This window comes from Thalassovita litoralis (assembly GCF_900182725.1).
In the GTDB taxonomy this organism is placed as follows: domain Bacteria; phylum Pseudomonadota; class Alphaproteobacteria; order Rhodobacterales; family Rhodobacteraceae; genus Thalassobius; species Thalassobius litoralis.
In genome coordinates, this window is the sequence record NZ_FXTO01000003.1 from 81,405 (window position 1) to 104,107 (window position 22,703).

At 59.9% G+C, this 22,703-nt stretch carries 21 protein-coding genes and 1 tRNA gene; 12 read left to right on the forward strand and 10 right to left on the reverse strand.

What is annotated here, in order from left to right:
* Positions 1 to 45: 45 nt before the first annotated feature.
* From rpoD to FN828_RS04125, 3 genes are all read right to left on the reverse strand, one after another.
* Positions 46 to 2,034 carry an RNA polymerase sigma factor RpoD gene (rpoD, locus tag FN828_RS04115; RefSeq protein WP_142492127.1) on the reverse strand — a complete coding sequence of 663 codons (1,989 nt, stop codon included), beginning with the start codon at positions 2,032 to 2,034 and terminating at the stop codon, positions 46 to 48.
* 137 nt (positions 2,035 to 2,171) lie between these two features.
* Positions 2,172 to 4,139 (reverse strand): DNA primase, encoded by a 1,968-nt coding sequence (gene dnaG / locus FN828_RS04120; RefSeq protein ID WP_142492128.1) that lies wholly within the window; start codon positions 4,137 to 4,139, stop codon positions 2,172 to 2,174.
* A 54-nt stretch (positions 4,140 to 4,193) separates the two neighbouring features.
* The gene (locus FN828_RS04125) at positions 4,194 to 4,502 is read right to left on the reverse strand and encodes a hypothetical protein (RefSeq protein ID WP_142492129.1); all 309 of its coding nucleotides are present in this window, start codon (positions 4,500 to 4,502) and stop codon (positions 4,194 to 4,196) included.
* Positions 4,503 to 5,040: 538 nt separating this feature from the next.
* Here FN828_RS04125 and FN828_RS04130 point away from each other — a divergent pair.
* The 3 genes from FN828_RS04130 to FN828_RS04140 are packed head-to-tail and all read left to right on the forward strand — an operon-like array spanning position 5,041 to position 7,726.
* Positions 5,041 to 6,639, forward strand: coding sequence for a TadE/TadG family type IV pilus assembly protein (locus tag FN828_RS04130; RefSeq protein WP_235891394.1), 1,599 nt, complete (start codon positions 5,041 to 5,043; stop codon positions 6,637 to 6,639).
* A complete protein-coding gene (locus FN828_RS04135; protein WP_142492131.1) occupies positions 6,636 to 7,169 on the forward strand; it encodes a TadE/TadG family type IV pilus assembly protein in 534 nt (177 codons plus the stop codon). The genes FN828_RS04130 and FN828_RS04135 overlap by 4 nt, the downstream gene beginning before the upstream one ends.
* The gene (locus FN828_RS04140; RefSeq protein WP_142492132.1) at positions 7,169 to 7,726 is read left to right on the forward strand and encodes a TadE/TadG family type IV pilus assembly protein; all 558 of its coding nucleotides are present in this window, start codon (positions 7,169 to 7,171) and stop codon (positions 7,724 to 7,726) included. The genes FN828_RS04135 and FN828_RS04140 overlap by 1 nt, the downstream gene beginning before the upstream one ends.
* Before the next feature lie 53 nt (positions 7,727 to 7,779).
* Here FN828_RS04140 and FN828_RS04145 read toward each other — a convergent pair whose 3' ends face one another.
* Both FN828_RS04145 and FN828_RS04150 read right to left on the reverse strand, forming a co-directional pair.
* On the reverse strand, positions 7,780 to 8,262 hold the full coding sequence (locus tag FN828_RS04145) for a hypothetical protein (RefSeq protein ID WP_142492133.1): 483 nt from the start codon (positions 8,260 to 8,262) through the stop codon (positions 7,780 to 7,782).
* Between the two features lie 74 nt (positions 8,263 to 8,336).
* Positions 8,337 to 8,924, reverse strand: coding sequence for a TetR/AcrR family transcriptional regulator (locus tag FN828_RS04150; protein ID WP_142492134.1), 588 nt, complete (start codon positions 8,922 to 8,924; stop codon positions 8,337 to 8,339).
* A gap of 91 nt (positions 8,925 to 9,015) precedes the next feature.
* Here FN828_RS04150 and FN828_RS04155 point away from each other — a divergent pair, with 91 nt between their 5' ends.
* From FN828_RS04155 to FN828_RS04175, 5 genes are all read left to right on the forward strand, one after another.
* Positions 9,016 to 9,606, forward strand: a complete 591-nt coding sequence (locus tag FN828_RS04155) for a LysE family translocator (protein ID WP_142492135.1) — start codon at positions 9,016 to 9,018, stop codon at positions 9,604 to 9,606.
* A 70-nt stretch (positions 9,607 to 9,676) separates the two neighbouring features.
* Entirely contained in the window at positions 9,677 to 9,934 is a 258-nt protein-coding gene (locus FN828_RS04160) for a hypothetical protein (RefSeq protein ID WP_142492136.1), read from the forward strand.
* 120 nt (positions 9,935 to 10,054) lie between these two features.
* Positions 10,055 to 11,341: a homoserine dehydrogenase gene (locus FN828_RS04165; protein WP_142492137.1), complete on the forward strand. Its 1,287-nt coding sequence runs from the start codon at positions 10,055 to 10,057 to the stop codon at positions 11,339 to 11,341.
* 70 nt (positions 11,342 to 11,411) lie between these two features.
* Positions 11,412 to 13,160 carry a single-stranded-DNA-specific exonuclease RecJ gene (gene recJ / locus FN828_RS04170; protein WP_142492138.1) on the forward strand — a complete coding sequence of 583 codons (1,749 nt, stop codon included), beginning with the start codon at positions 11,412 to 11,414 and terminating at the stop codon, positions 13,158 to 13,160.
* An 84-nt stretch (positions 13,161 to 13,244) separates the two neighbouring features.
* Positions 13,245 to 13,319: transfer RNA gene (locus tag FN828_RS04175), tRNA-Glu, on the forward strand.
* Between the two features lie 157 nt (positions 13,320 to 13,476).
* Here FN828_RS04175 and pssA read toward each other — a convergent pair.
* The 3 genes from pssA to FN828_RS04190 all read right to left on the reverse strand — a co-directional run bounded on the left by pssA (position 13,477) and on the right by FN828_RS04190 (position 16,381).
* Positions 13,477 to 14,244, reverse strand: coding sequence for a CDP-diacylglycerol--serine O-phosphatidyltransferase (gene pssA, locus FN828_RS04180; RefSeq protein WP_142492139.1), 768 nt, complete (start codon positions 14,242 to 14,244; stop codon positions 13,477 to 13,479).
* Entirely contained in the window at positions 14,241 to 14,939 is a 699-nt protein-coding gene (locus FN828_RS04185; RefSeq protein ID WP_142492140.1) for a phosphatidylserine decarboxylase, read from the reverse strand. The genes pssA and FN828_RS04185 overlap by 4 nt, the downstream gene beginning before the upstream one ends.
* Before the next feature lie 119 nt (positions 14,940 to 15,058).
* Positions 15,059 to 16,381 (reverse strand): serine hydroxymethyltransferase, encoded by a 1,323-nt coding sequence (locus tag FN828_RS04190; RefSeq protein WP_142492141.1) that lies wholly within the window; start codon positions 16,379 to 16,381, stop codon positions 15,059 to 15,061.
* Positions 16,382 to 16,482: 101 nt separating this feature from the next.
* On the opposite strand from FN828_RS04190, the gene FN828_RS04195 reads away from it, so the two are divergent.
* Positions 16,483 to 17,379: a LysR family transcriptional regulator gene (locus tag FN828_RS04195; protein WP_142492142.1), complete on the forward strand. Its 897-nt coding sequence runs from the start codon at positions 16,483 to 16,485 to the stop codon at positions 17,377 to 17,379.
* Here FN828_RS04195 and FN828_RS04200 read toward each other — a convergent pair.
* The gene (locus FN828_RS04200) at positions 17,350 to 17,940 is read right to left on the reverse strand and encodes a DUF1190 domain-containing protein (RefSeq protein ID WP_142492143.1); all 591 of its coding nucleotides are present in this window, start codon (positions 17,938 to 17,940) and stop codon (positions 17,350 to 17,352) included. The two genes, FN828_RS04195 and FN828_RS04200, sit on opposite strands and share 30 nt — an antisense overlap.
* A 19-nt stretch (positions 17,941 to 17,959) precedes the next feature.
* Positions 17,960 to 19,186: a glutathionylspermidine synthase family protein gene (locus FN828_RS04205; RefSeq protein ID WP_142492144.1), complete on the reverse strand. Its 1,227-nt coding sequence runs from the start codon at positions 19,184 to 19,186 to the stop codon at positions 17,960 to 17,962.
* A 309-nt stretch (positions 19,187 to 19,495) separates the two neighbouring features.
* Here FN828_RS04205 and FN828_RS04210 point away from each other — a divergent pair, with 309 nt between their 5' ends.
* The 3 genes from FN828_RS04210 to FN828_RS04220 all read left to right on the forward strand — a co-directional run bounded on the left by FN828_RS04210 (position 19,496) and on the right by FN828_RS04220 (position 22,646).
* Positions 19,496 to 20,419 carry a LysR family transcriptional regulator gene (locus FN828_RS04210; protein WP_185958924.1) on the forward strand — a complete coding sequence of 308 codons (924 nt, stop codon included), beginning with the start codon at positions 19,496 to 19,498 and terminating at the stop codon, positions 20,417 to 20,419.
* Positions 20,420 to 20,565: 146 nt separating this feature from the next.
* Entirely contained in the window at positions 20,566 to 21,381 is an 816-nt protein-coding gene (locus FN828_RS04215) for a 5-formyltetrahydrofolate cyclo-ligase (protein WP_235891395.1), read from the forward strand.
* Between the two features lie 158 nt (positions 21,382 to 21,539).
* A complete protein-coding gene (locus tag FN828_RS04220; RefSeq protein WP_142492146.1) occupies positions 21,540 to 22,646 on the forward strand; it encodes a BMP family ABC transporter substrate-binding protein in 1,107 nt (368 codons plus the stop codon).
* The last annotated feature ends 57 nt before the right edge of the window (positions 22,647 to 22,703 follow it).

Below are 22,703 nucleotides of genomic sequence, written 5' to 3' on the forward strand. Positions count from 1 at the left end.
GATATGTGCGATACTAAAAACGCCCCCGAACCGGGGGCGCTTTTCTTATTGATCCAGAAAGCTGCGCAGCTTGCGCGACCGACTGGGGTGTTTTAGTTTCCGCAAGGCCTTGGCCTCGATCTGGCGGATACGTTCGCGGGTCACGCTGAACTGCTGACCCACTTCTTCCAGCGTGTGATCGGTGTTCATGCCGATGCCGAAACGCATCCGCAAAACACGTTCCTCGCGCGGGGTCAGGCTGGCCAGAACGCGGGTGGTGGTTTCCTTCAGGTTTTCCTGAATGGCGCTGTCCAGCGGCAGAACCGCGTTCTTATCCTCGATGAAATCGCCCAGTTGGCTGTCTTCTTCATCGCCAATCGGGGTTTCCAGCGAGATCGGTTCCTTGGCGATTTTCATCACCTTGCGGACCTTTTCCAGCGGCATTTGCAGCTTTTCGGCCAGTTCCTCGGGCGTGGGTTCGCGGCCGATTTCATGCAACATCTGGCGGCCAGTACGCACCAGTTTGTTGATGGTTTCGATCATGTGAACCGGAATACGGATCGTGCGGGCCTGATCCGCGATGGACCGCGTAATCGCCTGACGGATCCACCATGTCGCGTAGGTGCTGAACTTGTACCCCCGGCGATATTCGAACTTATCCACCGCCTTCATCAGGCCGATGTTACCTTCCTGAATAAGATCAAGGAATTGCAGGCCGCGGTTGGTGTATTTCTTGGCGATGGAAATCACCAGACGCAGGTTGGCCTCGACCATTTCCTTCTTGGCCTGACGCGCCTCTTTTTCGCCCTTCTGGACCTGAGACACGATGCGGCGGAATTCGCTGATATCCAGACCAACATACTGACCGACCTGTGCCATATCGTTGCGCAATTCTTCGATCTTGTCGGTCGACCGTTCCATCAGCATTTGCCAGCCGCGCCCCGTTTTCTGGGACATGTCATCCAGCCAGTTCGGGTCCAGTTCGCGGCCACGGTATTCGTCAACGAATTCACGGCGGTTGATACGGGCCTGATCGGCCAGTTTCACCATCGCCCCGTCGATTTGCATCACGCGCTTGTTGATGCCGTACAACTGGTCAATCAGCGCCTCGATCCGGTTGTTATGCAGGTGCAGTTCATTCACCAGAAGCACGATTTCAGACCGCAGCTTCTGATACATTGCCTCGTCCTGATCGCTGAACGATCCGTCTTCGTTCAGCGTGGCCGAGATCCGGCTGTCCTGCATTTCCGACAGGGTTTCAAAATCATAGGCAATGCGGTTCAGCGTTTCCAGAACCTTGGGCTTCAGCGCCGCTTCCATCGCGGCCAGCGACATGTTGGCCTGTTCGTCATCGTCGTCGTCGTCGTCGGAACGGATCGGATTGCCATCGGCGTCCAGCTCTTGCTGGTCCCCGGCTTCTTTCTTCGGCGCAGCGGATACATTGGCGGCTTCCCCAACAACGGGGGCGTCATCGTCATCACCGTCCATCTGGTTGCCAAACGTGGCCTCCAGATCAATCACATCGCGCAGCAGAATATCCTCGGACAGAAGTTCATCGCGCCAGATGGTAATCGCCTGAAAGGTCAGCGGGCTTTCGCACAGGCCCGCGATCATGGTGTTGCGCCCGGCCTCGATCCGCTTGGCGATAGCAATTTCGCCTTCGCGGCTCAGCAGTTCAACGCTGCCCATTTCGCGCAGGTACATCCGCACCGGATCGTCGGTCCGGTCCAGCTTTTCGGTCCCACCCGAAGACAGGGCCACTTCGCCCTTGTTCGAGGACACATCGACAACAGCGGTCGATTTGGCCTCTTCTTCCTCGACCTCGTCATCTTCGATCACGTTGATGCCCATTTCGGACAGCATCGACATCACGTCTTCGATTTGTTCCGAAGACACCTGATCGGGCGGCAGCACTTGGTTGAGCTGGTCATAGGTGATGTAGCCGCGCTCGCGTGCCTCTGCGATCATCTTTTTGACCGCAGCTTGGCTCATATCCAAAGAAACCTCGGTTTCCTGATCGTCCGATTTTACGTCTTCGTTTTCTTTTGCGGCCATGTAAGTCTCCTGCACGGTGCGAATTCTTGCAGTTAATTCAGGTCGTCGGGTGATTCGCTAAAACGAATCAATAGCGTGTCTGTCCGATTCGGCCACCCGTCTAACCCGTTTTATTGCTCATTTCCTGCCCGAAACGTCTATCCCTTACCTTTCGAGAAGGAAATTTTACCCAATAGCGCGTCCAGCGCTGCGCGTTCATCCCGATTGATTCGCGCGCCGTTCGTACCAACATCGTATTCCGCCCTGTCCTCGTTTTCGCTGCGCAGGGCGCGGTTTCGGGTTTCAGCGGCCTGATGCAAGCGCCACGTCACCGCCTCGTCGGCAACACCGGACAGCTCTTCTTCGGCCTCTGCGATTTCTGCGCTCAGCCCCCTATACGCGCGCAGCTTCGCCAATTCTTCGGTCACGGTCATCCGCGCCGCCTCCAGATCGCCCGCCCGGCGGATCGAGGGGGCAATGGCGACATGGGGCAGCGCGAACAAGCTTTCAAGCCCCCCCGGTCCCAAATCCATTGAAATCCGTTCTTCCAGATCGTCCAGCGCCCCCAGATGGGCGTTCCCCAGCACCAGATCGCGGATCAGCGCATGATCGGGGTCGATACAGTGCATCGCCTCGACCTCGGCCTCGAATTCCAGCGCCAGTTCAGGGGACCGGATCAATGTCGCCAGAATGACCGCCTCGCGCACGCGTTCCTGTACATCATCCCCGGCCGCCACCAGCATGGACTGGCGCGTACTGGACACTGGCACAGGTTCCGGCTTGAACCCCGGTCGCCATTCGCGCCGCGCGGCACTGCCCTGCCCCGGATTTTTCCGGCGCGATTGGCTGAACAAATCCCAGCGCAAATCCTTGATCGCCAGCCCGTAATGCGCCCGGATGGACGGGTCGCGGATCAGCTTGATCTTTTCGCGCAGCGCCTTGTCCAGCGCGGCCCGGCGTTCGGGGCTGTCGAATATCCGCCCTTCGGTTTCGCGCCGCCACAGCAGGTTCACCATCGGGATCGCATCATCCAGCACTTGCTGTACCGCCCCCGCGCCCTTTTGGCGGATCAGATCATCGGGGTCCATGCCTTCGGGCATCAATGCAAACCGCAGCGATTTACCAGCCTCCAGCAGCGGCAGCGCCAGATCAATCACCCGCATTGCCGCCCGCAGGCCCGCAGTATCCCCATCCAGCGCAATCATCGGTTCATCCGATATACGCCACAACATCTGTAGCTGGCTTTCGGTGATTGCAGTCCCCAAGGGCGCGACTGTCGCGCCAAACCCGGCCTCGGACAGGGCGATGACATCCATATACCCTTCGGCCACCAAAAGCGGCTTGCCCTTTCCGGCGGCTTCGCGTGCGGGACCGTGATTATACAGGCTGTGGCCCTTGTCGAACAATTCCGTTTCGGGCGAGTTCAGATATTTCGCATTGTCATTCGGGTCCATCGCCCGCCCGCCAAAAGCAATACACCGCCCGCGCGGGTCGCGGATCGGGAACATGATCCGGTTGCGAAACACGTCATAAGGGCGTTTGCCCTTGTTCGACGGCTTCGCCAGTCCGGCCCCAAGAATCAAATCCTCGGCCACACCCTTGCCGGTCAGATGATCCCACAGCGCCTGCCAGCCATCCGGCGCAAACCCGATCTCGAACCTGTCCTGCGTTGCCACGCTTAGCCCGCGCCGATCCAGATAGGCCCGCGCGTCCTCGGCCACGGCGCGTTTCAGTTGCAGGCGGAAGAACTGCACCGCCTGTTCCATCACTTCAGCCAGTTGCGCCCGGCGGTCGGCTTTTTGCTGGGCGCGAGGATCGGCCTTGGGCAGGGTCATCCCGGCTTCGCGGGCCAAAATCTCGATTGCTTCCATGAAGCCGACATTTTCGGTTTCCTGCACAAAGGAAATCGCATCCCCTTTGGCATGGCAGCCGAAGCAGTAATAAAACCCCTTGCGGTCATCCACATGGAAGGACGCGGATTTTTCCTGATGGAACGGGCATGGCGCCCACATGTCGCCCTTGCCCTGATTGGATTTGCGCGTGTCCCACATGACTTTGCGCCCCACCACCTGAGTCAGGCTGGTGCGGCTGCGCAGTTCATCCAAAAATCCGGGTGGCAGACTCATGGCCCGACTATACGCCCCAAACGCGCAGGTGCAAACGGCGCTGCATCAACGAGATCACTGATAATCCAGACAGGCCGTTTCAAACGTGCTGACGGTTTCAGGCACCAGCTGCGCGTCCGGCAGGGAATAAATCCACGCCACCAGCACATCGACATTCGCTTCGTATTTGCTGCCTTTGATCGGGTCCGACTTCAGGATTTTCTTGGTTGCCCGGTTCTGATTGCGCCCCTCAGTACGGTGCGAAATCGCCGCTTCGACAATCCCGGCCTGAATGGCACAGCGATCCGCTTTCTGCTCCTTGGTTTCGGCCAAGGCAGGCACGGCGAAAACAGACAAGACGGTCAGTATCAAAGCACGAAACATAGGCACCCCCGGATAGCAGATCAGACCCCGCCTAGATGACAGCCCGCCCCGTTTTTCGCAAGGGTCGGCTGCGCATTCTGACCTCCCCGCCCCGACCGGGGTCATCTTGGTCAGCGTTGCGGGTCAGATGATTCGGGCAGCGCCCCTTGCGCGATCCCATAGGGTGAGCAGCCCAGAACAATTCCCCTCTTAGGGTGCGGGGCATCAAAACCAGCGCCCGGCCCCACGGATTGATACCCCATTCAAAACCAATAACAACAGCCGACAATACATTGAATTAAATACCAAAGACACCTGCCACGGAATGCCCGCTTCACGCCTTATTTCAGCCATCATACCCCGCCAAACATAATCCCGATGGATTCTGAGTCGTCAGTTCCCTGCGTCCAATGCGCAGACAGAAAGTATGTGGGACCTAGTCATGTGTTCGAAGAAAAATACCCCGTCCGCCCCTTCGCCGCGCCCCGTGCGGGTCAGAAGGATTGGTCAGCAGATCACCAACCATCTGCACCGCTTCCGAAAAGAAGAGGATGGGGTCATGATCGCCTTCGCCATGCTGATGTTGATCACCATGCTGATGATTGGCGGGATCGGCATTGACGTCATGCGATTTGAAATGGATCGGTCCCGATTGCAAAACACATTGGACCGTGCCGTTCTGGCTGCCGCCGACCTGGATCAGCAACTTGGCGCCGAAGAGGTCGTAAGCGACTACTTCTCCAAGGCGGGCATGGCCCAGTATCTGACCGGCGTGAATGTAGAAAGCGGGCTTGGCTCCAAACGCGTGAATGCGACTGCGGAAACGACCTTCAACACGTTTTTCCTGAAACTGATGGGGGTCAAAACTCTGACGGCCAAGGCCCAAGGCACCGCAATGGAAAGCATCGACGGGCTGGAAATTTCGCTGGTTCTGGACGTGTCGGGATCAATGAACAGCAACTCGCGCCTGTCACGCCTGAAACCTGCGGCCAAGGAATTCGTGGAAACCATCCTGAATTCGGCGGAAACCGGAAACGTATCCATCTCGGTCATTCCCTATGCCACGCAGGTCAGCGCCGGTCCCGACATCATGCAACACCTGAACGTGTCGTCAGAACACAGCTATTCCGATTGCGTCAACTTCATCGCCGATGAATTCAGCAAACCCGGCCTGCATGACGAAGGTTTGCTGGAACGCACCGCGCATTTTGACCCTTTCACCTATAGCGAAGACCCGATTGACCACCCCGTTTGCCCCGTCGAGACGTCGCGGGACATCCTGCCCCTGTCGAACGACTTGACGGAATTGCAGACCTATATCGACAACCTGATCGCCAAGGGGAACACGTCGATCGATATCGGGATGAAATGGGGTACTATGATGCTGGACCCCAGCTTTAACCGCGTGGTCAATGATCTGGTATCCGATGGCGTCGTGGATAGCGTATTCACGGCACGCCCCGTCGCCTATACCAGCAGCATGATGAAAATCATCGTTCTGATGACAGACGGCCAAAACACCACGCAGTATTTGCTGAATCCGTCGCTGCGGACGGGTCTGTCCCCGGTCTACTACAACGTATTGGAAGACAAATATTCGGTCTACCAGTCGTCGGGAACCTCAAACTCCTCTAATTCCGATACAAGCTATTACTGGCCGCATACGGATGACTGGCACGATCACCCCTATGGGAACGGCACCTACGAAGAATGCTCCACCAGCTATGGCCAGAAAAGCCGGGATAAGAATAACTGGTGGTGGGGTGGCGGCAGCACGACCACCTGTGAAGACGTCGAAGAACCCGGTACGGCCATTCGCCTGACCTTTCAGGAATTGTGGGACCGCGTTTCGCTGGCCTGGAATGCCACCTACAACTATGCCGACATGAGCAACGCATGGGCCACTTGGTACACTGCCGCCTTCAGCACTGTGAACGGCACAGTCAAGGACCAGCGCACCAAACATATCTGCGACGCCGCCAAGGACGAAGGCATCATCGTCTACACCATCGGATTTGAAGCGCCCCGCAATGGCCAGAAAGTGCTGGCAGACTGCGCGTCCTCCGACGGTCACTATTTCGACGTGAACGGGTTGGAAATCGAAGATGCCTTTTCCTCGATCGCCGCGTCGATCCGTAAACTGAGGCTGGTTCAATGAGAAAATTGTTTACCCTTCCCCACCATCTTCTGCGCGAAGAAACTGGCACAGCCACCGTTGAATTCGTGATCGTCTTTCCGTTCTTTCTGGGGCTTATGCTGTCCATGTTTGAACTGTCGCTAATCACCATGCGGGAAACCATGCTGGAACGGGCGCTGGATCTGACGGTTCGGGAAATCCGTCTGGAAACCGGGGCAGCCCCCCAACACGACGAAATCAAGACCCGCGTCTGCGAACGCGCGCCCGTCATTCCGGATTGTGAAAAAAACCTGCGGCTGGAAATGGTACAGGTCGACCCACGTGCATGGACACTGCCGGACGCGGAATTTGACTGCGTTGACCGTTCCCAAGACGTGCAGCCCGTTCGTAACTTTGTGAACGGTATGGAAAACGATCTGATGCTGTTGCGGGCCTGTGCCAAATTTTCCCCGGTCTTTCCGGGGGCCGGTCTGGGGAAAAAACTTAGCAAGGATGGCGCAGGTATGGCCGCTCTGATCGCAACCTCCGCCTTTGTTCAGGAGCCGATGTGATGTCAGTCAAATCTATTCTTTCCCGCCAGTTGCGCCGTTTCCGCGACGACACGCGCGGCACTGTTGCCATCGAAGCCGTGATTGCCTTGCCTGTGCTGTTTTGGGTCTTTCTGGCGTCTTTCGTGTTCTTTGACGCCTACCGTCAGCACAGTATCAACGTGAAAGCCGCCTATATGGTTGGGGATATGCTGTCGCGCGAAACCAATGCCGTGGACACCGAATATCTGGACGGTATGAAATCGCTGTTCGACTACCTGACCAAAGCCTCGACCCAGTCCCGCATTCGCGTCACCGTGCTGCAATGGGATGAAGAAGACGAAGCCTATACCCGCGACTGGTCCGAGGTCCGGGGCGGCGGCATCGCGGAACTGACAAATGCCGATTTACAGTCGCTTAGCTCGAAACTGCCGGTCATGTCGGATAATGAGCGTCTGATCTTGGTCGAAACATGGGCGCATTACACACCGCCGTTCAAAGTAGGTCTGGCCGAACGGGACATGTATAATTTTGTCTTTACCAGCCCCCGTTTTGCACCATTGCTACGCTGGCAAAGCTGACCGACCCCACATACAAAAAACCGCACGTTTTCATAACGTGCGGTTTTTTTGATCTAATCGCGTTCCGCCAGCATGGCCTGCAACATTTCCGCCATGAATTTGGTTTGTCCACCGGGCATCACCCCGCCAATCCCAACCTTACGTCCCATCCGCCACCAAATCCCCGGCTTCCAGCGGCGCGGCTGCGGCGTGGTCAATTGCACTGTGAACCCGTGCGATGGCTTGAACGCAAACGTGCCGCGTTCGATCCGGGCGATCTGTTCCAGGGGGGCGATCACCTCGCCCGCGCTGTCATGCAGCCCCGCGTCAGTTAGGTAAATTGATAGCTCGGTCGCGCGGCGCATCTTTTCCGCCAGCCCCAGCGACGCCAGCCCCAGCACGATCAGGAACACCTGCCACAGCATGTTATCCGGCGGCGTCGACAGCGCCACATACAGCAGCAGGCCGCCCAGAACTGCCAACATACCCACACCCATCCAGCGGCGCGGAACCGAGGCAGCGGCGCTGGCCAGATACGGGGTTTTTGCGTTTTGCATGATGTCTCCTCTGCGCGTTTCGCCCGGATGTAGCGCCAAACGCCCCGCTTGACGAGAGGGCGAAATCGCAAAGCTCAGGCGGAAACCCCCTTGCGCACCATCTGCCAGTAGATTTCCTGTACCTCGTCCACGGTCAGGCGTCCTGCCGTGCGATACCAAGTCGTCACCCCCGTCACCATCGCGATCACCGCCATTGTGGCCACCTTTGGGTCCGGCACATCGAAATCCCCCGACTGCGCCCCATCCCGCAAAATCGCCTCGAGCTGGTCTTCGTAGCGGCGGCGCAAGGCTTCGATCACGCTGAAATTATCCGGGGTCAGGTTGCGCAGTTCCATATAGGACACGAACACCTCGTCCGGGCGTTCAAGGTGATAGCGGATGTGAAACCGGGTAAACCGTTCCAGCCGCGCAGGGGCGGTATCCGCCCCGGCCTCGTCCTGCCAGGCGGACAGCAATTCTTCCATGTGGGTGCGCATCAGATCAAACAGCAGGGTCTGCTTGTCCGGGATATAGTTATATAACGCCCCCGCCTGCACCCCCACCTGCGCCGCGATCTGGCGCATGGACACAGCCGCAAACCCATGCCGCGCAAAAAGCTGCAACGCAGCTTTCAGGACGCGTGGGCCTGTGATATCGGAATGAGAGCCAGCGGTTCGTGCCATTGGCCAAGCATAACTGAACACACGTTCAAATCAATCACAAACCCCAACCTCGTGCGTTGACAGTTCCCGCCCCCGCTGCAAAGGCTGTGGCATGGATGCGGTATTCTCTTTCGTGATCTCTGCCTTTGCCCTGACGGGCAGCCCCGGCCCTAACACGCTCAGCCTTGCGGCGGTGGGGGCATCCTTTGGCCGCGCGCGCGGCATGGCCTATCTGGCGGGACTGACTCTGGGGGTAATGCTGGTGGTTGTGCTGGTCGGATCGGGCCTGTCCGGGCTTGTGCTGGCCCTGCCCGGTGTGCGCCCGGTCGTTTCCGTATTGGCTGCGGTTTATTTTCTGTACCTTGCATGGAAAATCGCCACCGCCCCGCCGCTGGGCGCACCTTCAGCCACCGCCGCAGCCCCCCGCTGGTATGCGGGCGTATTTCAATCCCTGTCCAACCCCAAGGCCTATGCCGCGATGGCCGCATTATTTTCCGGCCATATGCTGTATCCCGACCTGCCGCTTCAGGACGCCCTGAGCAAAGCCGCGCTGGTGGCTTCGGTCATTCTGGTGGTGAATCTGGCATGGCTGACCATCGGCGCAGCCCTGACCCATGTGCTACGTGCGCCCCGCGCGGCGCGTGCCGTCAATATCGCCTTTGCGCTGTTGCTGCTTATCTCGGTCGCGCTATCCGTGATGTGACCGTTGCGCCGCTTGCGCCCCACCCCGGTTTCAGGGCAAAACAGACCCACCCCTGACAAAGGTCTTTGATATGCGCCCTGCCCTGCCTGCTGTTTTGCTGCTGAACGCCCTGCTGATAGCGGCGGGCTGCGCACAGGTGCCGGAACTGGACGATCACGTTACCCCCGCCGCCAAGGCCGCGCCATATCCGGCGCTGGTTCCACTGGACCCGCTGCTGAACAGCACCGCCGAAACCCGCATCACCGACCAGACAGACCCGCAACTGCAAGCCCGCGCCGCAGCCTTGCGCGCCCGTGCGCAGCGTATGCGGCAGGCGACCAATCCCTGATCGACCATAAAATCCATCGCATCTGTGCAATGGGGGGACAAATCGTGATTTGCCGCGTTGCATGGTCCCCGCTTAGGCGATACATCCCGCCTGAATTAAAACAAGAGTCAGGAGGCTTCGATGAGCCAACCCTTGCGTCTGGGCATTGCCGGGCTGGGCACCGTGGGCGTCGGTGTCGTGAAAATCATTCAGCAGCAAGCCGACCTTCTGACCATGCGCACCGGGCGCACTGTCACGATCACCGCGATTTCCGCCCGGTCCCGCAACAAAGATCGCGGTGTCGATCTGTCCGCCTATGGATGGGAAGATGACCCTGTCGCGCTGGCGAAACGCGACGATGTGGATGTCTATGTCGAACTGATGGGCGGATCGAACGGTCCGGCCAAGGCCTCTATCACTGCTGCGCTGGATGCGGGCAAGGATGTCGTGACCGCCAACAAGGCGCTGCTGGCCCTGCACGGGCAAATGCTGGCCGAAAAAGCCGAAGCCGCGGGCCGCGTGATCCGGTACGAGGCCGCCGTGGCCGGGGGCATCCCCGTCATCAAGGCACTGGCCGAAGGGTTGGCAGGCAACCGCATCACCCGCGTGATGGGCGTGATGAACGGCACCTGCAACTATATCCTGACCCGGATGGAAGCCACCGGCCAAGGATATGAGGCGCTGTTCGACGAAGCCAACAAACTGGGCTATCTGGAAGCAGACCCCAATCTGGACGTGGGCGGCATTGACGCCGGTCACAAACTGTCGCTGTTGTCCTCCCTGGCCTTTGGTACGCAGGTGGATTTCGATGGCGTAGAACTGGAAGGCATCCAGCGCATCGCCCTGCAAGACATCCGCCACGCCGCCGATATGGGATACCGGATCAAATTGCTGGGCGTGGCCCAGATGACCGGGCGCGGGCTGGAACAGCGCATGTCGCCCTGCCTTGTCCCCGCCGACAGCCCGCTGGGGCAGTTGGAAGGTGGCACAAACATGGTGGTGATCGAAGGCGACAGCGTTGGCCAAATCGTGCTGCGCGGCGCAGGCGCGGGCGAAGGCCCCACCGCCAGCGCAGTGCTGGGCGACATCTGCGACATCGCGCGGGGCTACCGCTACCCGGTCTTTGGGCAACCTGCTGGCACGCTGACCGCCGCACCACGGGCGCAATCGGCCCTGCCCGCCCCCTATTACCTGCGCATGTCGCTGCGGGATAAACCGGGGGCGCTGGCCAAAATCGCCTCGATCCTTGGCGAAGCAGGCGTTTCAATCCACCGGATGCGTCAGTACGATCATGTTGACGATATCGCCCCGGTGTTGCTGGTCACGCATAAAACCACCAAGGCCGATCTGGACGCCGCCCTGGCCGCAATCGAAAAAACCGATGTGGTGACAGAAGCGCCCGTGGCCTTGCGGATCGAAACCGTCTGAGGACAGCGCCGGGGGCCAAAGACAAGAGCCTTCGGCCAGAGTATTTGTAGCAAAATGAACAGGGGGCGGCATGGCCTTTCTGGACGTGGAAACTTCGGCAAGCGGACGGCGCTGGATCGGCCTTGATCCAGCGGTGGCGCGGCTGGCCGAGGCAATGGCCCAGCAAACCGGCCTGCCCGCGCCCCTGTGCAATGTGCTGGCGCGGCGCGGGGTCGATCCAGCCGCAGCACAGGGCTTTCTGGAACCGCAACTGCGCGACCTGCTGCCCGACCCTCGTAGCCTGAAAGACATGGAAGCCGCCGCCGCCCGGTTTTTGCAGGCCGTGAAGCACCGCGAAAAAATCGCGGTTTTTGCCGATTATGACGTGGATGGCGGATCGTCCGCCGCGCTGCTGCTGGACTGGTTGAACCGTATGGGGCGACAGGCCACGCTATATGTGCCCGACCGCATCGACGAAGGCTATGGTCCCAACGAACCCGCTATGGCCGCGCTGGCCCGCGATCACGACCTGATCATCTGCGTCGATTGCGGTACGCTTTCACATGGCCCAATCGCCGCCGCCAAGGGCGCGGATGTCGTGGTGCTGGATCACCACCTTGGCGGTGAAACCCTGCCCGATTGCGTGGCCGTGGTGAACCCCAACCGACAGGACGAAACCGGCGATCTGGCCCATCTGTGCGCCGCCGCCGTGGTGTTCCTGATGCTGGTCGAAGCCAACCGCCAAATGCGCAGCGACGGGGCGCAAGGCCCCGATCTGATGACGCTGCTGGATCTGGTCGCGCTGGCCACGGTGGCCGATGTCGCGCCCCTGATCGGCGTCAACCGCGCGCTGGTCCGTCAGGGGCTAAAGGTCATGGCTCGCCGCGACCGCCCCGGTCTGGTGGCGCTGGCCGATGTGTCGCGGATGGATCAGGCCCCGAACACCTATCACCTTGGGTTTCTGCTGGGGCCGCGCATCAACGCAGGTGGGCGGATCGGTCAAGCCGATCTGGGCGCGCGCCTGCTGGCCTGTCAGCACCCGCTTGAAGCGCAGGCCATGGCCGAACGGTTGGACCACCTGAACAGCGAACGCCGCGAGATTGAGAATCAAGTCCGCGCCGCCGCGGTGGCCCAAGCCGAAGACCGTGGGCTGGACGCGCCGCTGGTCTGGGCGGCAGGCGAAGGCTGGCACCCCGGCGTTGTCGGTATCGTCGCCTCTCGTCTGAAAGAAGCCACCAACCGCCCCGCCGTGGTGATCGGGCTGGATGGCGACGAAGGCAAGGGATCGGGCCGTTCCGTGACAGGGGTGGACCTTGGGGCGTCGATACAACGACTGGCGTCCGAAGGTCTGCTGATCAAGGGCGGTGGTCATAAAATGGCGGCAGGGCTGACCGTGGCCCGCGACCAGTTGGACGCCGCAATGGCCCGCCTGTCCGAATTACTGGCCAAACAAGGCGCGGGCGCAAGCGGCCCAGCCGATTTGAAACTGGACGGCATCCTGATGCCCGGCGCGGCCACGGTCGATCTGATCGAAGACATTGAAAAGGCAGGCCCATTCGGGGCGGGTGCCCCTGCCCCGCGCTTTGCCTTTCCAGATGTGGCGATCCAGTTCACCAAACGGATCGGCGAATCCCATCTGAAGCTGACCTTTGGCGACGGGCTGGGCGCACGGGTCGAAGCGATTTGTTTCGGGGCCTATGACAGCCCGCTTGGCGCCTTGCTGGAAGGCCACAATGGTGCCCGCTTCCATCTGGCCGGGCGGCTGGAAATCAACACATGGGGCGGTCGGCAAACCCCACAATTACGGATCGAAGATGCCGCCCCTGCCAGCCCGGCCTAGATGATGAAGATTTCGTAAAATTCCGCGCATTTTCCTCTTGCGGAACTGCGCAGCTTTCCCTAGAAGACGCCTCACGCCAAGCGCGGCCCGTTCGTCTATCGGTTAGGACGCCAGGTTTTCAACCTGGAAAGAGGGGTTCGATTCCCCTACGGGCTGCCATTTTTTCAGCCATTCAGTCATACGAAATCACCTTTGGGACTTTCCCTTGGGACGTTTCAGACAATGATCGCGCACATCATCCAAACCATCATATGCGGCAAATCAGGGCAACCGCAAACGATTGCCCTATCCGGGTTCTATCCGGATTCTGTACGTTTCAGGAAAACAGCCGACCGCGTACCTTGATCACCCCAATCAGCAGCGGCACCAGATACAGCAGGTCAATGATCACCAGTAACAGCCAGGGGCGGGTGAAAATCAGGCCGATTCCGATCACCAGCGAAAACATGATGATCGCCACCAGTCCACGCGGTACATTCAGTCCCTTAGGTGAAAACGTCCGCAGGCTGGACACCATCAGCAAGCCGACCAAACCCAACCAAAGCGCGGTCCAGATCGACGGCAGATCAAAGCTGATCAGCCCGGCTTGTGTGGCGAACACAGGCAACAGGCACAGTAACGCCCCCGCAGGCGCAGGCACCCCTACGAAATAGGGCTTTTCCTTTTCTTTATCCGCGTCTTCCTGCGTGCTGGGACCATCGCCGCGCATCACGTTGAACCGCGCCAGCCGCAAACAGGTGGACGCCGCGAAGATCAGCACGAAAATCCACCCCAGCGACCCCAGGGTGGACAGGTGATACTGATACACCAAAATCCCCGGAGCCACCCCAAAGCACAGGAAATCCGACAGCGAATCCAGCTCGGCCCCGAAATTCGAGGTCGCGCTGAGCCGCCGCGCCAACAGCCCGTCCAACCCATCCATCAGCACGGACAACAGGATCAGCAGCACGGCAAAGCCGAACCGTTCATCCATCGCATACTGGATCGAGGTCAACCCCAGACACATCCCCGTCAACGTCACCATATTGGGCAGCAATTGCAGGAACGGCACGCGGTCTTTGTCCGGGCGGGGCAGCAGTTTCATTCGTCAGCCCCGGCCATAACCCCGGTCGTCGCGGTCAGGTCCGCCAGCACGGTTTCCCCGGCAATCATCGTCTGGCCGATGGATACCAGCGGCTGCACCCCTTCGGGCAGATAGATGTCCAGCCGCGATCCGAACCGGATTAGCCCGAACCGTTCCCCCCGGCCCAACGTCTGCCCCTCTTGCGACCAGCACAGGATACGCCGCGCCACCAGACCGGCAATCTGCACCACGCCATATTGACGGCCATCCGCGATTTGCACGGTCAGCCCGTTGCGTTCGTTATCCTCGGACGCCTTATCCAGGGACGCGTTCAGGAACTTGCCCGGACGATAGGCCACGGTGGTAATCGTGCCTTCGTGCGGCAGGCGGTTCACATGGCAGTTGAACACAGACATGAACACCGACACGCGGGTCATCGGCTGATCGCCCAAGCCCAGTTCAGCAGGCGGCACCGCCGGTTCCAGCAGCGAAATCACCCCATCCGCAGGCGAAACCATCAGGCCGGGGCGGTTCGGCGTCACCCGTTCGGGATCGCGGAAGAAATAGTAAACCCAGATCGTCAGGCCCGCCCCGATCCAGCCCAGCGGTTCCCACAGCCAGAACAGCGCCAGCGTGATCGCGGCGGCAATCGCCACAAATTTGCGCCCTTCCGGGTGCATCGGCTTCACGAATGTGGACAGCATCGAGACTGACATGGACCCTCCGTCCGTTACAATTTGGTCATGATCGTTGGAGCGGTGCATAGATCAATCCCGCGCCTTTGCAAATGACCGATCTGCCGCAGCACGGGGATTGGGGGCCAAAGCCCCCCTTGTTATCCGTGAATATAATGTAGCGTGTCAAAGCTGCGTCGCCAGTCTGCCACCTCGGCGGCCAATGCTTCGGGGGCGTTGGACCGCAGCGCCGCCGCAATCAGCCCCGCCAGACGCGGCATATCGGCGGGCGTCATGCCCCAGCGCACCAATTCGGGCGTTCCCAATCGCAACCCGTTCACATCCCCCGGCACCTCGGGCAGGGGCAAGCCAATACCACAGGCCAGAATCCCCGCCCGCCGCAGGGTTTTCGATGCGGCCTGACCACCGCCCAATCCCGCCGCTTCGATCGCAAATTGATGCGACCCGGTGAACCCGCGCCCAGCGGCAAAAATCGGCAAGCCCTGTTCGGCCAGCGCCCCGGCCAGCGCCTTGGACGTGTCCACCATCTGCTGCGCATAGGCCGCGCCAAAATCGCGCCAGTCCAGCAACCCCACCGCCAGCGCCGCCGACTTCGCCACATCGAAATTGGCCGTCAGCCCCGGAAAGGCAATGGCGTCCAGCTTTTGCGCCAGATCGGGTTCGTTGGTCAGGATCAGCCCGCCCGCCGGACCGCCCAGCGATTTATAAGTGCTCATCGTCATCAGATGCGCGCCTTCGGCCAGCGGATCAGGGAATGTGCCGCCCGCAATCATCCCGCATTGATGCGCCGCATCGAACAGCAGCTTTGCGCCCACCTCGTCTGCAATATCGCGCAGGGCGGCTACCGGATGCGCAAACAAGTTCAGGCTTTGGCCGATGGTGATCAGCTTGGGCCGCACCTGACGCGCCATATCGCGCAGCCCGTCCAGATCCACGGTATAGCCATCGGCATCCACCGGGGCGCGGTGGATTTGCAGCCCATACAGCCCCGCGCATCCTGCCTCGTGATGGGTGACATGCCCGGCAACCGAAGCAGGCGGCGCAATGATGGCATCCCCCGGTTTCGTCGTCGCCATGAACGCGTACAGATTTGCCAATGCGCCAGACCCAACCCGGATTTCCGCGTATTTGGCGTTGAACACCTCGCACGCCAGCGCGGCGGCGATCACTTCGATCTGTTCGATTGCTTCCAGACCCATTTCGTATTTATCGCCCGGATAGCCCAGCGACGGACGCGACCCCATGCCGGAACACAACAGCGCCTCGGCGCGGGGGTTCATGACGTTGGTGGCAGGGTTCAGGTTGAAACAATCCTGTTCGTGAATCTGGCGGTTTTCCGCAGCCAGTGCTTCGATCCGCGCGGTCAGGGTGGCGGCATCCGCACCGGGCAGCCCGGCCTGAATCTGATCTATCCGTGCCACTGCAACCGGCGGCAACCAAGGGTGGGTCTGTGCAACGCTCATGTCAAAGCTCCATACTGTTCCCCATCACGATGCGGCTGAAAAAGCTGGCACACAAATCAGATTTCAGAAATATTAGGGTCAGAAATTCTAAGGCTAACCCCATGCCCGTTGCACCGCCCTTTCCCCGTCTGCCATCGCTGAATGCCCTGCGCGCATTCGAGGCCGCCGCGCGTTTGGGGGGCTTTGCCCAAGCCGCGCAGGAATTACAGGTCACGCCCGGCGCCATTTCCGCGCAGGTCAAACTGCTGGAGGACGATCTGGGCGCCCCACTGTTTGAACGATCCGCGCGGGGGGTCCGGCTGACATCGCTGGGAGCGCGGGCCTTACCGGGGTTCATTGCGGCCTTTGATGGTATGTCCGAAGCCATGCGTCACTTGCGGCAAGAGGCAACACCGGGGCGCGTTCATATCGCCACCCTGCCCGCGTTGGCACAGCTATGGCTGGCCCCACGCCTGCCGGGGTTGCGGGCGGCCCTGCCCGATATGGAAATCTCCATCACCGCGCTGGAAACCCCGCCGAACCTGAAACGGGTGCCGTTCGATCTGTGCCTGTTTTACGCTAACCACAACGGGGCAACGCCGCTGTGTGATGATCACATCCTGCCGGTTTGCACCCCGGAACTGGCCCACCACCTGCACCACCCGCGCGATCTGGCGACGGCGACCTGCCTGACCGATGCCACATGGGCCGGGGATTGGGAAATTTGGGCCGAACGCGCCCTGCCCGATCACGCCTTTACCCCGCGCGGCCCGGTGTTTTCGCTCTATGCGCTTGCGGTCCAAGAGGCGCTGGCCGGTGCGGGTGTGTTGATCGCGCGGCGGGCGCTTGTGGCCCCGCATCTGGACAGCGGTGCCTTGGTCGCGCCTTTTGCCACCTCTGCCCCGGCACCCGCGCCCATCGCCGCATGGTCATTGCCGGGCAGCATCAGCAGCCCAACCGCCATTGCCCTTGATCGCGCGTTGCGCAGATCAGCCGCCGAACCCACCAAATCCACCTGACGCGCGGGTATTACTGTTTCCAAACCCTCCGCGCGAAAACGCCGTGGTCTTTGTCATCGGCGGTTTCCCGACCGTCGTAGGGGCTTTGCTGAAGGCCGACGATCCCAGTTTCGCCTTGCCGGTATTGTTGGAATATGTGGCGTTTCCGGCGGGGTTGGTGAAGCGCCCGTCCGGGGTTTTATACAACGGCTGTGCCGCCACCCCACGCCCACCGCCCAGCATGTTGCCGATCAAATATCCAGCCAGCAACGGCATGAAAATACTACCGGACCCGCCCGTGGTTGCCTGCGCTTCGGACCCGCAATTACCTTCGCCATATTGCTGTTCGCACACTTCCAAACTGTCGTATCGCGGCGCGGTTTCCACATTCAGCGCCTGCGCTTCGGCAAAGGCGGTGCGGCAATCCTCGCCGGAAAACAGGCTACCAGCGCCAGAGGCATCCAGACAGCTTTGCAGATCGGGGAACGCCTGCGCGTCAACCGCTTCGTCGCGGCATCCGGCCAGTGTGAACGACGCAGCCCCAACAATCACAAGCGCGGCGGTTTTAGAACGTTTTCTCATGGAACTCTCCGGGGAATGATCAATCACGGATGAAATGGGGTTTAAAGCGGGACAGGTCTTGTGTGATACGCGCCCGATCCTCGCGGATACCGATCCCTGCACAGGCATCGCCCACGATCCAGGCCCCGATCACCGGGCGGAACCCATCAAAGACAGGCAAGGGCGCATACCCCTGCACGATCCGCGGATGTGCCGCGTAAGCGTCATTGGTTGCAACCTCGGTCAGCCGCCCATCCTCGAAAATCGAAATAGACGCACCTTCGCGGGAAAAAATCGGTTTGCGCACATACCCCTGCGCCAAGGCAGGCCGCGCGCGTTCAAAGCTGGCGGCGATGGCATCCACTGGCCCACCCTGCCCGTCAAACGCCCCGGCCACATCGGCCTCGAAGAAGGCAGGCAGCAAATTCGGGTGTCCCTCGAACATGTCCCACAGAACCGGCAAGATACCCTTGTTCGACAAGATCGCCTTCCACGGCGGTTCGATCATCAGACATTGCGCCGTGGCCAGATGGGCGGCGTAATCGTCCCGCAGCAAATCCTCCCACGGGTATAGTTTGAACAGGATGCCGATCACCCGGTCCTGATCGTCCACGAACTGCCCATCGGGGCTAAGGCCGATCTTTTCCAGATCGGTATAATGCGCCCCCAATCCGGCTTCGCGGGCGGCCCAACCCAGCCCTTCGACCGTGGCGTAATCTTCGGGATTGCCACCAACGGCAGTAAAATGCAGGTCCGTTTCCGGCGCGAACAGGCTGCGCAGACGGTCCACAACAGCCTCGTGAATGCCGTTGAACTGATCGTCCCCCGCATTCAGTACGCCAGCGGCAATCTGATCTTCCAGCCATTGCCACTGAAACGCCGCGCTTTCGTACAGCGATGTCGGCGTATCCGCGTTATATTCCAACAGCTTGGCCGGACCTGTCCCATCATAAACCAAATCGAACCGACCATAGAGCGACGGTTCGCGGTTTTTCCAGCTTTCGGCAATATAATCACGATGCGCCGCCGGGATTGCCAGCTTGTCCAGCAATTCCTCGCTTTGCAGAACACGGTCTACCGCCTCCAGACACATGGCATGTAGCTCGGTCGCGGGGTCTTCGATCTGGTTTTCGATCTCGCTCAGGGAAAAGCAATAGGCCGATGTTTCATCCCAATAGGGTTCGCCATGCATGTCGACAAAGGTAAAACCCTGCGCTTCGGCCTTTTCGCGCAAATCCGGGCGCTCCGGCAGTTCGATCTTCTTCACGTCAGGGATACCCTTTTTCCTACATCAAGCGTTCTGCCTGTTGGTCATAGCAGTCGCGCCCCGGCCTATATGGGGGTTGGTCGCCGCATTGTGAACCATCAAAACCCGAACAATCCCGATCCACGTCGCCCCCCGCGGCCAAGGTATTTGCTCAATAATCGGGCAAAACCCTTTGATACCGCCCAAAATCCTTTCGCTTCCATATCAGCCCATCAGAATGTGTAATATGGAGCGACCATCGGCATCAGCGGGCCATTTTAGCCATTCCGTATGCCGCACAGCCATTGGGAAAGGCGGGGGATCGAACACATGAAAGGCGCCAAGCCGATCAATACGCGCGAATTACGGGTGCTGTTGCACCTGCTGGAAGAACGCAGCGTCACCCGCACAGCCGAGGCGCTGGACATGACACAGCCTTTTGTCAGCCTTGTGTTGCGCCGTTTTCGGGACATGACAGGCGATCCCATCCTTGTGCGCAGCGGGGCGAAACTGGTGCTGACGGTACGGGGCCAAGAAATGATCGAACCCTTGCGCAGCGCCCTGTCCGGGATTGATCAGGCCGTGGGGCAACCCGCCGCCTTCGATCCCCAAAACGCCAAAGGAGAATTCCGCATCGCCTCCGCCGACTGTATGGAGGCGATTATTCTGCCAAACCTGATTGCCCGTCTGCAAGACGCCGCGCCGGGGGTGCGTGTGCTGGTTCGGGCGGTAGATCAGGCCTATGACTATGCCGGGGCGCTGGAACGTGATGAACTGGACGTGGTCATTAGCAACTGGCCCGGCGCGCCCCAACACCTGAAAACGGCCCGCCTGCTGACCGAAGATGTCGTATGCCTGTTCGGTGCCAATCATCCATTTGCCAATCAGGAAAGCATATCCCTACAGGATTATCTGGCCGCCGATCATCTGGCCCCGGTCGCACGGTCCAAATCCGACCCCGGCCCGATTGACAGTCATTTGGCCGCCGCAGGGTTGAAACGGGACATTCGGGTGATGCTGCCGGAATTTAACCTGATCCCCCACATGTTATTGAATGGGCAGTTGGTTTTCACCAGCAGCGCCAACTTTGCGCGGTATCAGTGTTCAATCCTGCCGCTGGCCAATCTTCCCGCGCCTGCTGAGTGCGGCTCGCTGGATTTTTATCTGCTTTGGCATGAACGCGCACAGGCGGACGCCCGCAACACATGGCTGCGCCAGCAAATCATTGCCGTGGCCCGCAGCCTGAAATCCTGATGACAATAAACCCCACTATATCGAAAACAGTATAAACTTTTTACCGGATCACAGACTCCCCCCGGTTGACCCACCCGCCTAAGCTTTCTGCAAGAGCGAAGAAACCAGAGGTATCCATCACGATACCGGGCCGAACGGGAAACAGAATGACACACTCGACGATGCAATCGACGCTGGTCGCTACAGAAAGTGAAAAATCCGGTCGTTGGGCCGGGCGCAACGCCGACAAGGACCGCCTGCGCCAGGAAATCTGGCAGGGCTTGGAAGACAGCCGTATGAATGTCGGCCCGGTCTGGAGCCGGATTTCCAACTGGGTCGGTGCGGATATGGCGGCAAAGCTGTTGTCGGAACTGGACATCTGGAAACAGGCGCAGGTTGTGAAATGCAATCCCGATCCGCCACAAATCCCAGTCCGCCTGCGTGCCTTGTATGACGGTAAAATCGTGCTGATGCCGGTTCCTGAATTCGGCACTGGCGACTTACCTTGGGTCTTGCTGGCCCCCAAGGAACTGGAACGTCAGGGCGTGCAATTTGAACTGGCCGCGACATCGGTCGGCGCGGTGCAGGTCGGGCGCAAACTGTCTTTCGAGGATTTACCGAAAATTGATCTGGCGGTCTGCGGCTGCGTGGCTGTCACCCGTGCGGGCGGACGTACCGGCAAGGGCGGCGGGTTCGCTGATCTGGAACTGGGCCTGTTTCGTGATCTGGAAAAAATCGACGCGACAACCCCGATTGTAACCACGGTTCATTCCAGCATGGTCGTCGATGATGCCCGCCTGCCCGTGATGGCGCATGACTCTTTGCTCAACTGGATCGTGACGGAAAGCGACGTGATCGAAACCACCCCCAGCGGCCCGCAACCCGGCGGCGTGAACTGGGATCTCGTGCTGCCAGACCAGCTAGAGGACATCTGGTTCCTGAAAGACCTGAAAGACAAGATTCTCGCCCGAAAGGCGGGTTAGGTCGGTTTCCCGACCGTCATGGGAGGAGAAAAACCGGCTGTCGCGGCCCTTCGCGGCGGTCACACCAGCAGACAGGGTGCCATCGCGCCCCCTGCGCATGAACAGACATAAAACCAATAAACTGCCGGACACCGGCACCCAACAGACGGAGTGAACCCATGACAATGACCTCTTTTTCCCGCCGGGGCTTTTTGAAAAGCGGTGCGGCACTGGCGGCGGCCTCGGTCCTGCCGATGGGCGGCGCCCATGCTGCAAGCAATATCACCATTGGCGCGATCTATGTCGGGCCACGTGACGATTTCGGCTGGAACCAATCCCACGCTGCCGCAATGGACATCCTGCGCAATGTCCCCGGCGTGACAGTCATCGAAGAAGAAAATGTTCCCGAAACCGATGCCGTGGCCCGGTCGATGGAATCCATGATCAATCTGGACGGGGCGAACCTGATCCTTGCCACCTCCTTTGGCTATTACAACCCGTTCGTGCTGGAAACTGCCGCCAAATATCCCGATGTCCAACTGCGCCACTGCGCCCCGTTGTGGAACCCGGACACTGATCCGAAAAACGCAGGCAGTTATTTCAGCTATCTGAATCAGGCGCATTTCGTGAACGGTGTGGCGGCGGGGCTGTCCAGCCCTACCGGGAAACTGGGGTTCGTCGCGGCCAAGCCCGTGCAAACGGTGCTGTCCAACTGCAACTCTTTCCTGCTGGGGGCGCGCAGCGTGAACCCGAATGCCACGGTGCAGGTGATCTTTACCGGCGAATGGTCGATGCCCGTCCGCGAAGCCGAAGCCACAAACGCCCTGATTGATGCGGGTTGTGACGTGGTGTCCTGCCATGTGGACAGCCCCAAGGTGGTGATCGAAACCGCCGAAGCGCGGGGTGTGAAAACCTGTGGCCACAATGCCGATCAGCGCCAGCTTGCCCCCAACGGCTTTATCACTGGTGCAGAAAGCAAATGGTCCACCACCTACAAAATCTACGCCAATGCACTGATGAATGGCGAAGAGGTGCCAAATCTGATCGCAGGCGGCTATCATAATGACATGGTGATGAACACGCCCTTCGGTGCAGGTGCTACACCCGAAGCCATCGCAGCGGCCAACGCTGCAATCGACGGATTGAAAGCGGGCAAACCGATCTATGTCGGCCCGCTGAAGGACAACAAGGGCAATCTGGTGATTCAGGGCGAAATGGACAATTACGCCCCCGAGCTGGAAAAGATGAACTATCTTCTGGACGGGGTCATGGGGTCCACCACCTGATCCGATGAAACCGGGCGTCAGGAAACTGGCGCCCATTTTTGCTCTGTCCAACATGCG

Bases quoted from the DNA above. Each gene is read 5' to 3' on its own strand.
- rpoD (WP_142492127.1), bottom strand. From the start codon at position 2,034: ATGGCCGCAAAAGAAAACGAAGACGTAAAATCGGACGATCAGGAAACC.
- dnaG (WP_142492128.1), bottom strand. From the start codon at position 4,139: ATGAGTCTGCCACCCGGATTTTTGGATGAACTGCGCAGCCGCACCAGC.
- FN828_RS04125 (WP_142492129.1), bottom strand. From the start codon at position 4,502: ATGTTTCGTGCTTTGATACTGACCGTCTTGTCTGTTTTCGCCGTGCCT.
- FN828_RS04130 (WP_235891394.1), top strand. From the start codon at position 5,041: ATGATCGCCTTCGCCATGCTGATGTTGATCACCATGCTGATGATTGGC.
- FN828_RS04135 (WP_142492131.1), top strand. From the start codon at position 6,636: ATGAGAAAATTGTTTACCCTTCCCCACCATCTTCTGCGCGAAGAAACT.
- FN828_RS04140 (WP_142492132.1), top strand. From the start codon at position 7,169: ATGTCAGTCAAATCTATTCTTTCCCGCCAGTTGCGCCGTTTCCGCGAC.
- FN828_RS04145 (WP_142492133.1), bottom strand. From the start codon at position 8,262: ATGCAAAACGCAAAAACCCCGTATCTGGCCAGCGCCGCTGCCTCGGTT.
- FN828_RS04150 (WP_142492134.1), bottom strand. From the start codon at position 8,924: ATGGCACGAACCGCTGGCTCTCATTCCGATATCACAGGCCCACGCGTC.
- FN828_RS04155 (WP_142492135.1), top strand. From the start codon at position 9,016: ATGGATGCGGTATTCTCTTTCGTGATCTCTGCCTTTGCCCTGACGGGC.
- FN828_RS04160 (WP_142492136.1), top strand. From the start codon at position 9,677: ATGCGCCCTGCCCTGCCTGCTGTTTTGCTGCTGAACGCCCTGCTGATA.
- FN828_RS04165 (WP_142492137.1), top strand. From the start codon at position 10,055: ATGAGCCAACCCTTGCGTCTGGGCATTGCCGGGCTGGGCACCGTGGGC.
- recJ (WP_142492138.1), top strand. From the start codon at position 11,412: ATGGCCTTTCTGGACGTGGAAACTTCGGCAAGCGGACGGCGCTGGATC.
- pssA (WP_142492139.1), bottom strand. From the start codon at position 14,244: ATGAAACTGCTGCCCCGCCCGGACAAAGACCGCGTGCCGTTCCTGCAA.
- FN828_RS04185 (WP_142492140.1), bottom strand. From the start codon at position 14,939: ATGTCAGTCTCGATGCTGTCCACATTCGTGAAGCCGATGCACCCGGAA.
- FN828_RS04190 (WP_142492141.1), bottom strand. From the start codon at position 16,381: ATGAGCGTTGCACAGACCCACCCTTGGTTGCCGCCGGTTGCAGTGGCA.
- FN828_RS04195 (WP_142492142.1), top strand. From the start codon at position 16,483: ATGCCCGTTGCACCGCCCTTTCCCCGTCTGCCATCGCTGAATGCCCTG.
- FN828_RS04200 (WP_142492143.1), bottom strand. From the start codon at position 17,940: ATGAGAAAACGTTCTAAAACCGCCGCGCTTGTGATTGTTGGGGCTGCG.
- FN828_RS04210 (WP_185958924.1), top strand. From the start codon at position 19,496: ATGAAAGGCGCCAAGCCGATCAATACGCGCGAATTACGGGTGCTGTTG.
- FN828_RS04215 (WP_235891395.1), top strand. From the start codon at position 20,566: ATGACACACTCGACGATGCAATCGACGCTGGTCGCTACAGAAAGTGAA.
- FN828_RS04220 (WP_142492146.1), top strand. From the start codon at position 21,540: ATGACAATGACCTCTTTTTCCCGCCGGGGCTTTTTGAAAAGCGGTGCG.